This is a genomic window from Aeromonas sp. YN13HZO-058 (assembly GCF_001921245.1).
Taxonomy (GTDB): Bacteria; Pseudomonadota; Gammaproteobacteria; order Enterobacterales; family Aeromonadaceae; genus Aeromonas; species Aeromonas allosaccharophila.
The window spans coordinates 63,782-72,973 of the sequence record NZ_MQSY01000027.1; the positions used below are offsets into that span (position 1 = coordinate 63,782).

The 9,192-nt window shown below is 57.6% G+C and carries 10 protein-coding genes and 1 riboswitch; of the genes, 6 read left to right on the forward strand and 4 right to left on the reverse strand.

Annotated elements, in window-relative coordinates; genetic code table 11:
* Positions 1-52: 52 nt before the first annotated feature.
* Positions 53-493 carry a GNAT family N-acetyltransferase gene (locus BSP75_RS06220; RefSeq protein ID WP_075112598.1) on the forward strand — a complete coding sequence of 147 codons (441 nt, stop codon included), beginning with the start codon at positions 53-55 and terminating at the stop codon, positions 491-493.
* A gap of 5 nt (positions 494-498) precedes the next feature.
* Here the strand turns inward: BSP75_RS06220 and BSP75_RS06225 are convergent, their stop codons facing one another.
* Positions 499-1,041 (reverse strand): DUF1439 domain-containing protein, encoded by a 543-nt coding sequence (locus BSP75_RS06225; RefSeq protein WP_075112593.1) that lies wholly within the window; start codon positions 1,039-1,041, stop codon positions 499-501.
* Positions 1,042-1,138: 97 nt separating this feature from the next.
* On the opposite strand from BSP75_RS06225, the gene cls reads away from it, so the two are divergent.
* On the forward strand, positions 1,139-2,620 hold the full coding sequence (gene cls / locus BSP75_RS06230; RefSeq protein ID WP_042057989.1) for a cardiolipin synthase: 1,482 nt from the start codon (positions 1,139-1,141) through the stop codon (positions 2,618-2,620).
* Positions 2,621-2,726: 106 nt separating this feature from the next.
* Entirely contained in the window at positions 2,727-3,989 is a 1,263-nt protein-coding gene (locus BSP75_RS06235) for a DUF945 family protein (protein WP_075112594.1), read from the forward strand.
* 79 nt (positions 3,990-4,068) lie between these two features.
* Here BSP75_RS06235 and purU read toward each other — a convergent pair whose 3' ends face one another.
* On the reverse strand, positions 4,069-4,905 hold the full coding sequence (gene purU, locus BSP75_RS06240; RefSeq protein ID WP_042655976.1) for a formyltetrahydrofolate deformylase: 837 nt from the start codon (positions 4,903-4,905) through the stop codon (positions 4,069-4,071).
* 257 nt (positions 4,906-5,162) lie between these two features.
* Positions 5,163-5,319: riboswitch (FMN riboswitch) on the forward strand.
* A 104-nt stretch (positions 5,320-5,423) separates the two neighbouring features.
* On the opposite strand from purU, the gene ribB reads away from it, so the two are divergent.
* Both ribB and BSP75_RS06250 read left to right on the forward strand, forming a co-directional pair.
* The gene (gene ribB / locus BSP75_RS06245; RefSeq protein ID WP_075112595.1) at positions 5,424-6,077 is read left to right on the forward strand and encodes a 3,4-dihydroxy-2-butanone-4-phosphate synthase; all 654 of its coding nucleotides are present in this window, start codon (positions 5,424-5,426) and stop codon (positions 6,075-6,077) included.
* Positions 6,078-6,302: 225 nt separating this feature from the next.
* Complete coding sequence (locus tag BSP75_RS06250) at positions 6,303-6,545, forward strand: Lpp/OprI family alanine-zipper lipoprotein (protein WP_005334342.1); 243 nt, start codon at positions 6,303-6,305, stop codon at positions 6,543-6,545.
* 156 nt (positions 6,546-6,701) lie between these two features.
* Here the strand turns inward: BSP75_RS06250 and BSP75_RS06255 are convergent, their stop codons facing one another.
* The gene (locus BSP75_RS06255) at positions 6,702-7,550 is read right to left on the reverse strand and encodes a tetratricopeptide repeat protein (RefSeq protein WP_042057984.1); all 849 of its coding nucleotides are present in this window, start codon (positions 7,548-7,550) and stop codon (positions 6,702-6,704) included.
* Positions 7,547-8,269 (reverse strand): 4'-phosphopantetheinyl transferase superfamily protein, encoded by a 723-nt coding sequence (locus BSP75_RS06260; RefSeq protein WP_075112596.1) that lies wholly within the window; start codon positions 8,267-8,269, stop codon positions 7,547-7,549. Before BSP75_RS06260 ends, BSP75_RS06255 begins: the two co-directional genes overlap by 4 nt.
* Positions 8,270-8,544: 275 nt before the next feature.
* Between BSP75_RS06260 and BSP75_RS06265 the strand changes: the two genes are divergently transcribed.
* Positions 8,545-9,033 carry an NlpC/P60 family protein gene (locus BSP75_RS06265; protein WP_042057977.1) on the forward strand — a complete coding sequence of 163 codons (489 nt, stop codon included), beginning with the start codon at positions 8,545-8,547 and terminating at the stop codon, positions 9,031-9,033.
* The last annotated feature ends 159 nt before the right edge of the window (positions 9,034-9,192 follow it).

Genomic DNA, 9,192 nt, shown 5'->3' on the forward strand with positions numbered 1-9,192 from the left:
TGGCACTAATAATTGATTACCAAAGGATTTTTCTGTGACAAGCAAGCTGGCGATGGAACTCACCTTCGAAGAGTACTGCGACGCCGACCTCTCCCTTATCAGGGACTATTACGAAACGACGTTTTCCCACTATGTGCCGGACCTGGCCGAGCGGATCTTTGTCGTGCGTGATGCTCACTGGCTGGTGGGGGCGGTACGGTTGCGGGACGAGGAGGAGTTTTACCATCTGTGCGGCTTTCGCCTGTTGCCCCACTACCAGTCGCTGGGACTGGGGTCACGGCTGTTGCAGCACGCTTGTCACGGTCTGGCGGACAAACCGGTGGTCTGTCAGGCGCTCCCGTTCGAGAAGCCCTTCTATCTCAAGGCCGGTTTTGCCGATATGCCCCTCAACCAATTGAGCGGGTCGCTCTTCTCCCTCTACGAGCGGCAGCAGCAGCAGGGTTATCAGGTGGAGCTGCTGGTACGGGATACCACCCAGCCCCTCCTGAATTGAGTGGTTTAGCGGGGGTTGGTCAACAGGTGGATCTTGCCCGGTGACAGCTCCAGCCCCAGCAGATTTTCCTTCAGCCAGGCCTGATCCGGATCCTTGTCATTGAGTTTGTAGACCGGCTTGGTCTCGAGCCGTTTCTCCATGCTCTGCAGCAGCATGTTGAGCATCAGCCCGAACTTCTTCTCGGCCGCTTCCGGCTCCAGCTTGTACTCCACCAGCTTCATGTTATCCAGAAACAGCGCGCTCTGGGCCTTGTCATAGCGGGGCCTCGCCTCATAGGTCATCTGCAGGCGGGCATCATATTCGGTATTGTCGGGCAGGGCGATTTTGAGCTTGCCCTTGCCATAGACCCGTGCCGTGTCGGGGCGCTGACGACCAATCTGGACATCGCTCTGCTCAAGTTTCACATGAGCCTTTATGATGCTGGGCAGTTCCAGCTGTTTATCGACTTGCACCTGAGATTGCAGGTACTGGTTTATCTGTTGCTCATTGATGTCATATGAGCCTTGGCCTAGCATGGCCAGGCTGAGCAGCATAGATTGCAGGATCATGCGTGCGACCTGATAGAATGGATTTGCCTTACAGCATACCATTGCGGCCGGTTGGGGTCTGCCCACCGCACTGTTTGTCGATGAGAAGGAGCCCCCGTTGCTCAACGGTCTGGAACATGATCTTCAACTGCTGTTTTCCCGTTTTCTGGGTTGGCTGCTACTGCTTTTTCACACAGTTATCGTCACCGGGGTGTCATTTCGGGTGGTGATGAAACGCCGTCCCATCGGTGTGTCGCTGGCCTGGCTGGCGCTGATCTACGCCATTCCATTTGCCGGGGTGGGCTTCTATGTGCTGTTTGGTGAGATAAAGCTGGGGCGCCGCCGCGCCGAGCGTGCCCAGGCCATGTATCGCCCTTATGCCATCTGGATCCGTCAGCTGGCGCGTCTGTTCCCTCAGCACTGCTGCGAAGTGGGCGCCAAGGCGCAACCGCTGCACGATCTGATCCAGGGGCGGCTCGCCATGCCGATGCTTTCCGGCAACCGCATGACTCTGCTCAACAAGCCGGACTGGATCTTGCGCGAGATTGCGCAGGATATCCGCCGCTCGACCCTCTCCTGCTATCTGGAGTTCTACATCTGGCACCCGGGCGGCGATGCTGACGAGGTGTGCGAGGCGCTGATCGAAGTGGCGCAACGCGGCGTGGATTGTCGCTTGTTGCTCGATTCGGTGGGCAGCAAACAGTTCTTCCGCTCTCACTGGCCGAAAAAGCTGCGCAAGGCGGGGGTCAAGCTGGTGGAGGTGCTGCCGGTTGGCGCATGGCGCATTGTGTTCCAGCGTCAGGATCTGCGGATGCATCGCAAGCTGGTGGTGATCGATGACAGGGTGGGTTACACCGGCTCCATGAACATGGTGGATCCCCGTTTCTTCAAGCAAGATGCCGGGGTCGGCCAGTGGGTCGATATCATGATCCGGGTGCAGGGGCCCATGGTGCCGCTGATGTGGTCGATCTTCGTCTGGGATTGGGAGATGGAGACCGGCGAGCGGCTGCTGGACAGCCTGCAACATGATCCCGAAGCCTGGCCCCAGACCAACTACCGTGCCCAGCTTATTCCGTCCGGCCCCTTCGTTGGTGGCGACTGTATTCAGCAGAGCCTGCTGCTCGCCATCTATCAGGCGCGCAGCCATCTGGTGCTGACGACCCCCTACTTTGTGCCCGACGATCCGCTGGCGGCCGCGCTCAGCTCGGCGGCGGCTCGCGGGGTGCAGGTGCAACTGGTGTTGCCGGCGCGCAACGACTCCATCATGGCCAATTACGCCTGCAATGCGTTCATGGAGGAGCTGCTGGCGGCCGGGGTGGAGATCTACCGCTACGATGCCGGTCTGCTCCATACCAAGAGCGTGCTGGTGGATGACGACTTTGCGCTGGTGGGGACGGTCAATCTGGACCGGCGCAGCCTCTGGCTCAATTTCGAGGTGACCCTGCTGGTGGACAACCCCTCGTTCGTGGCCCAGATGACCCGGTTGGTGCAAGGCTATATGGCGGAAGCCACCCCGATGACGCTAGCCAAATGGCAGGCACGCCCCTGGTACAAGAAGGCGATGGAGAACATCTTCTATCTCTTCAGTCCCTTGCTGTGAGGTTGTGGCGAATCGGAAGAATGTTGGGGCGCCATCTGATTGCACTTGCCTCGCCCCGAGTACGCCCCTAGAGTGCAGTGACAACTCCCTGGAGACACATGAATATATGAAAAAGATAGTGGCCCTCGCCGTGGGTGCGGCACTGGTAGGTGGTGGTCTGGCGGCGTGCTGGTACACGGGCAACAGCTTTGACAACATCATGGCGGAGCAGATTGCCAAGGTAGAGCAAGAGACCGGCATCGATATGCAGTGGCAGCCGAGCAGCAGCAACCTCTTCACCCGGGACGGGATCCTGAAGATCGTGGTGACGCCGGAGGAGCTGGCTACCATCGACAGTGAACTGGAAGGCAGTCAGCCCATCGAGCTGCAACTGGTGGTCAAGAGCCGGATCCTGCCGCTCTATATCAAGAGCCACCTCCTGCTCGATACCCATAATGGCACTATGGCGCCGGTCTTTACCGCACTGGGCATGGAGCAGTGGGAACTCGGTCTGGAGTCGGTCACCAGCCTCTGGACCCAGGGTAACAGCAGCCGTTTCTGGGCCAATGAGTTCAAGGTCAAACAGGGGCTGGACGAGTTCCATTTCCTGCCGCTTTCCGGCGAGTTTCACGGCAACCTGGAGGGGAATGGCCACATCACCATGGCCTGGCAGGGGATGACGGTCCACGAAGAGCAGAGCAAGATGGAGCTGGAACTGACCGACCTGAAAGGGAGCGCCGACATTGCCGAGATCAGCGGCGTGCTCCTCTCGCCCCAGAGCGAGATGACCCTCTCGGCCCTCACGGTGCAACTACCTGACAGCGTCAAGGTCGCCCTGCAGGGGATGACTACCGAGACCCAGCTGACCGGCGATGATGCCCAGACCCTCTCCAGCAGCTATCAGATGAAGATTGCCAAGCTGGATCTGGAGAACGAGACCGACACCCTGGCGGTCACCGACAGCAAGCTGGCGCTCAACCTCAACGGTCTGGATCTGGAAGGGTACCAGGGGTTGCAGGCCGCCGGTGGCAAGGGGGTTGAAGATGCTGCCATCCAGCAGGCGCTGGACAAGATGCTCAAACGTGGCGCGACCCTGGAGCTGGCCGATCTCAGCGCCAAGCTCAACGGTGAGGCGGTGACCATTAAGGGGGATGTGAAGCTGGCATCGACCTCGCTGGAGCAACTGTTCAACAGCGAAGCGGGGATGCAGGCCCTGAGCGGCGTGCTGCATGCCAACCTCAGCGACAAGCTGGGCAAGGCGGTGCCGCAACTGGCCCCCATGCTCGATCAGCTGACCCTGATGGGCTATCTGAAGGCCGACAAGCAAGCGCTGACTTCCGAGCTGAAGCTGGAGAAGGGCGCAGTGACGGTAAACGATCTGCCGCTCTGATATTTGGCGTAGAAACAACAACGGCTCCCGCGGGAGCCGTTGTTGTTTCTGGCATTCTCATGCGTGCCGTGTGGGCGGATTACTTGAAGACCACCGTCTTGTTGCCGTAGACGAACACCCGCTCGTTCAGCACCAGCTCCAGCGCGCGGCTCAGCACCGATTTCTCCACATCCCGGCCCGCCTTGGCCATGTCGTCCGCACTGAAGGCGTGACCGACGTGGATCACGTCCTGTTCGACGATGGGGCCCTCATCCAGATCGTCGGTCACGAAGTGGGCGGTGGCGCCGATCAGTTTGACCCCGCGATCGAACGCCTGCCGGTAGGGGCGGGCACCGATGAAGGCGGGCAGGAAGGAGTGGTGGATGTTGAGGATCTTGCGCGGATAGGCCTCGACGAAGCTCGGCGTCAGCACCCGCATGTACTTGGCCAGGATCACATAGTCAGGCTCATAGCTGTCGATGATGGCGCGCACCTGCTCTTCATGCTCGGTACGGCTCAGCTCGTCATGGCTGACGGTGTGGAACGGAATATTGAACTTGCCGGTGAGCTCGGCTAGGGTGTCGTAGTTGCCGATCACCGCGACGATATCCATATCCAGCGCGCCCGCGTAGTTCTTCATCAGAATGTCGCCGAGGCAGTGGGTCTCCTTGGTGACCAGAATGACGATACGCTTCTTGCCCGCCTTGACCAGACGACGCTGGGCACCGGTGGGCAGGGCATCATCCAGATCCGCCAGCAGGGTCTCGTCATTAAAGCGCCCCTCCAGCTCGGTACGCATAAAGAAGCGGCCGTTCTCGTGATCCACAAACTCATCGTTCTTGATGATGTTGAGCTGATGCTTGTAGCAGATGTTGGTGATCTTGGCGATGAGCCCTTTGGCATCAGGGCAATCCGTGAGCAGTATTTTCTTTTCCATCTCTGTCATTTTCCGTTTGTGGTGTTGGCGCTGCTGTCTGCGCAGGCAGCGTTGTTCAGGCTCTTTTTCGGGCTCTGTTTTTTGTTTCCGGAACTATGCCATAAACCGATCCGCGCCATAAAGAAATTCGCCAGTCACGGCCTCTCGCGCTGGCGAGCGGGCCGCAGAGCGCGATCCCGGGCGCAATGTTGAAACGCTTTTCAGCCAGCGGGGGATTTTGGCTGGTATCTGCAACCGTTTTTCTTTAGGCTGTCTGCGCTTATTCTCAGGGCGGGGTGCAATTCCCCACCGGCGGTATCCCGATTGACTCGGGGAGCCCGCGAGCGCCCGACCCGGCTGATTGCCGGGGCGGGGTCAGCAGATCCGGTGAGATGCCGGAGCCGACGGTCATAGTCCGGATGAAAGAGGATAAGACAGACATTGCCGCGTAGGCCCTTATGGGCTGGCCGCTGCATGCTCCTCTCTGTCTGCCTTTCCATGCCCTGATTCTGGTCCTTGTCTTGTTTAGGAGTTTTACCATGAATCAGTCTCTACTCAGTGAATTCGGTGATCCCGTTGCCCGTGTCGAAGCGGCCCTGTCTGCCTTGCGTGCCGGAGGCGGCGTGCTGGTGGCCGACGATGAAGATCGGGAGAACGAGGGCGACCTCATTTTCGCCGCCCAATCCATGACCAATGAACAGATGGCGCTGATGATCCGCGAGTGTTCCGGTATCGTCTGCCTCTGTCTGCCCGACGAGCGGGTTCGCCAGCTCGAACTGCCGATGATGGTGGAAGCCAACTCCAGCCACTACCAGACCGCCTTCACTGTGACCATCGAAGCGGCGCAGGGTGTCACGACCGGTGTCTCGGCGGCTGATCGCATCACCACCATCCGTGCAGCCATCGCCGACGGCGCCAAACCGGGTGATCTGCACCGCCCGGGTCATGTATTCCCGCTGCGGGCGCGAACCGGTGGGGTGCTTACCCGTCGTGGTCATACCGAAGCGACGGTCGATCTGATGCAGTTGTCCGGTCTCAAACCGTTTGGTGTGCTGTGTGAATTGACCAGGGAAGATGGCTCGATGGCACGTCTGCCAGACCTGGTTGCGTTTGGTCGCAAGCACCAGATGCCGGTGCTGACCATCGAGGATCTGGTGCAATATCGTCAATTGTTGTCAGAACAGAGTGCCTGAGCCTCATACGAAATTGTAATAAGGCAAAAATTTGGTTAACCTTTGTCCGTGCCCTCACCACGCGGCACTCATTTTTTAGACGAATCTGGACAAAAACTGTTCATTCAAAAAAAAATGAGGGTTTTAATGCATTTATCTGTGGTGGGGACTATGCAAAGTATGATTTTTTTGTGCCATAATCACGCCGCTTGCTAAACGTCTGGCGAGTTCAAGGGAGCTTTAAAAATGAAAAAATTGTTGTTGGTAGGTGTTGTTGGTCTGTCCGCTCTGCTGGGCGGTTGTGCAAACACCAGCGAACTGGAAACTTCCGTTCAGAATCTGTCTAACAAAGTTGACCAACTGGCTCAAGATGTTAGCGCAGTTCGTGCTGATCAGTCCAAAATCGCTGCTGATGTTGCCGAAGCCAAGCAAGAAGCTATGCGTGCTAACCAGCGCATCGACAACATGGCTACTTCTTACAAGAAGTAATCCATGCGAAAAAAATGGCGCAGTTATGCGCCATTTTTTTTTGCCTGAAATTCACCGTTTCTACACTATTCCCACAGCACCTTCTTTGCACTTGACCCATGAGGTCATGCCGGTTTCCCGGCACTCCCCCATCATTACCAGCCAGTTCGACTCTGATCAGTAGAGCAGACTATAGAGTTTGCGACGGTAGCTCTGCGCCGCCGGCGTGCTGCCCATGGTCGCCAGAATATCGAGATAGGTCTTTCTGGCATCGCCGAATGCCAAATCCCGCTTGAGGATCTCCAGCAGCAGTCCCAACGCCTCTTCCTGACGGCCAGCCTGGTTGTATTGCACCGCCAGCTCCTGAGTCAGGGCAAAATCATCGGGTTGCTCTGCATGGCGGGCTTCCAGCGCGCGCAGCTCCGGGCTGTCTGCCGCTTGCAGGGCCAGCGCGAGCCGTGAGCTCAGTGTATGGAAGTGACCATCCTGCGCCACCATCGGGATGGTGCCGAGGCGCTCCTGCGCTTCCTCCAGCAGATTGAGGTCGAGTGCGGCCTGGATCAGCCACAGGCTGATGTCGTGACGTTCAGGGGCCAGCTGGTGTGCCTTGGTCAGATGGGCATAGGCGATGCTGGGCTGCTCGTCAGCCAGTGCCTGTTGCCCCTTGGCCAGCAGCTCTTCCTCTTCTTTGGGGGCGAAGGCGGCGAAATACTGGCGCAGGGTGGCTTCATCCTGCGGCCCTTCGATGATCGCCTGTTCGTCAGGACGACCCTGATGGAACAGCACCAGCGCGGGCAGGGCGCGCAGACCGAGCTGGCTGGCCAGCGGCTGCAGTTGCGGATCGTTCATATCCACCCTGGCCAGGGTGACCTGCTCATTGGCGGGCCCAACCAGTGATTCGATCAGCGGTGTCATCCCCTGACACTCCGGCATCTGCGGAGCATGGAAATAGATGACAACCGGCTTCTTCATGGACGCATCGATAAGTTCAGCGTGAAAATTCTGGGGAGTAATGTCGACGATCATGAGTTGGACTCTTCAGAAAGGGTGTTGAGTAACATGGGGTTGAGCGACTGGCAATTCAAGCGCTCATCCAGCCGGTAAAACGTCACGGGGGTTGCCGCTGCCGCGAGACTGAGCCAGCCGCTGGCAAAGGGCCAATCCTGTACCTGATAAGGAGTGTTATCGAGCCGGTTGTCGAGCCGCCATCCATCATCCGGGATAAACCGTACCTTCTCGAGCCCGGCGGCTATGCCGCCGCCGTGGGCCTTCAGTACCGCCTCCTTGCGCGACCAGAGCCGGTAGAAGGCGCTCTCCTGCTCTTGAGCGGGCAGTGTGCAGAGCCACTCATATTCACTCTGTGCATAAAACCTGCGGGCCAAGGGGAGGGGATGATGCCGCCGTTTGCCCAGTTCGATATCCACCCCCAGCGGCCCCTGTGGGCAGAGTGCCAACACCAGCCAGCTGCCACTGTGGCTCAGATTGAAATGCCAGGCATCATCATGCAGCCGGGGCTTGCCGTGGGGGCCGTTGCAAAATTGCAGGCTGGCGGCGGGGCGTTGCAGCCGCTCGGCCAATAGCTGGCGCAACAGGGCGCGGCTCACCAGATATTCCTGACGCCGTTCAGGATGGGTCATGGTTTGCCAGATATGCTGCTCATCGGTTGACAGCCCTTCAGGCAATTGAGCGAGCAGTTCCTGGAATACCCTAGCCGGTTTTAACAAAAAAAGATCGGTTTCGATCATGATTTTTCACTTTAAAAAGGTGCTGAAGCAGGGATAAAAGCCAGTTATCTATGAGACCCAAGGCCCTTTTTGCGATTGTATATTGTTTGGGCATGATCACATTAATTATGAAAAATCGTGCATTTACTTGCAAAAATGTGAGCTCGATAGGGATTTTCACTTGCCTCGATAGAATTCTTGGATATAGTCGGGTGCTGTTGCCTTATAAATTGCCCTTTGGGGCCGTATTTTAACAAGATTTACTATTTAGCGGGGATAAAGGATTGCGCCACCTGATGCTACTGCTGGTCGCGCTCGGAATGGTGGGTTGTGCCTCGGCACCCCAACCCGAGGTCGCGAGCAAGATCGAAGTTTCCATGGTTGAACCTGTAATCGAACCGGAAGCTTCCCAGACACCCGATGTGAATGAAATCCTGACAGTATATAAAGAGTGGCGTGGTGTTCCGTACCGGATGGGTGGCAGTAGCCAGCGCGGTATCGATTGTTCCGCCTTTGCCCGTGAAGTGTTCCGCAATGCCGTCGGTGTTGAATTACCCCGAGATACCCGCTCCCAAGTCCACGAAGGGACGCGCGTTTCCAAACAGGATCTGGTCGAAGGCGATCTGGTCTTCTTCAAAATCAATCGTCGTCTCAACCACGTTGGTATCTATGTCGGCAATGGCGAATTCATCCACGCCTCGACCCGTGCCGGTGTGACGCGCTCCAAGCTGGACAGCCAATACTGGCGCAGCAAGTTCTGGCAAGCTCGCCGGATCGATATCTGAGTCAGGCTGGACAAACGGCTCGCAGTACGGACTGTTTTTCCAACCTCACTTGAACCGGGCTCGATAGCCCGGTTTTTTATGGCTATGTCCCAATTACGTGTTGAAAGGCTAATCTTGAAGTAGGCCATCACCTTGAGGTCTACCATCATGGATACCCCA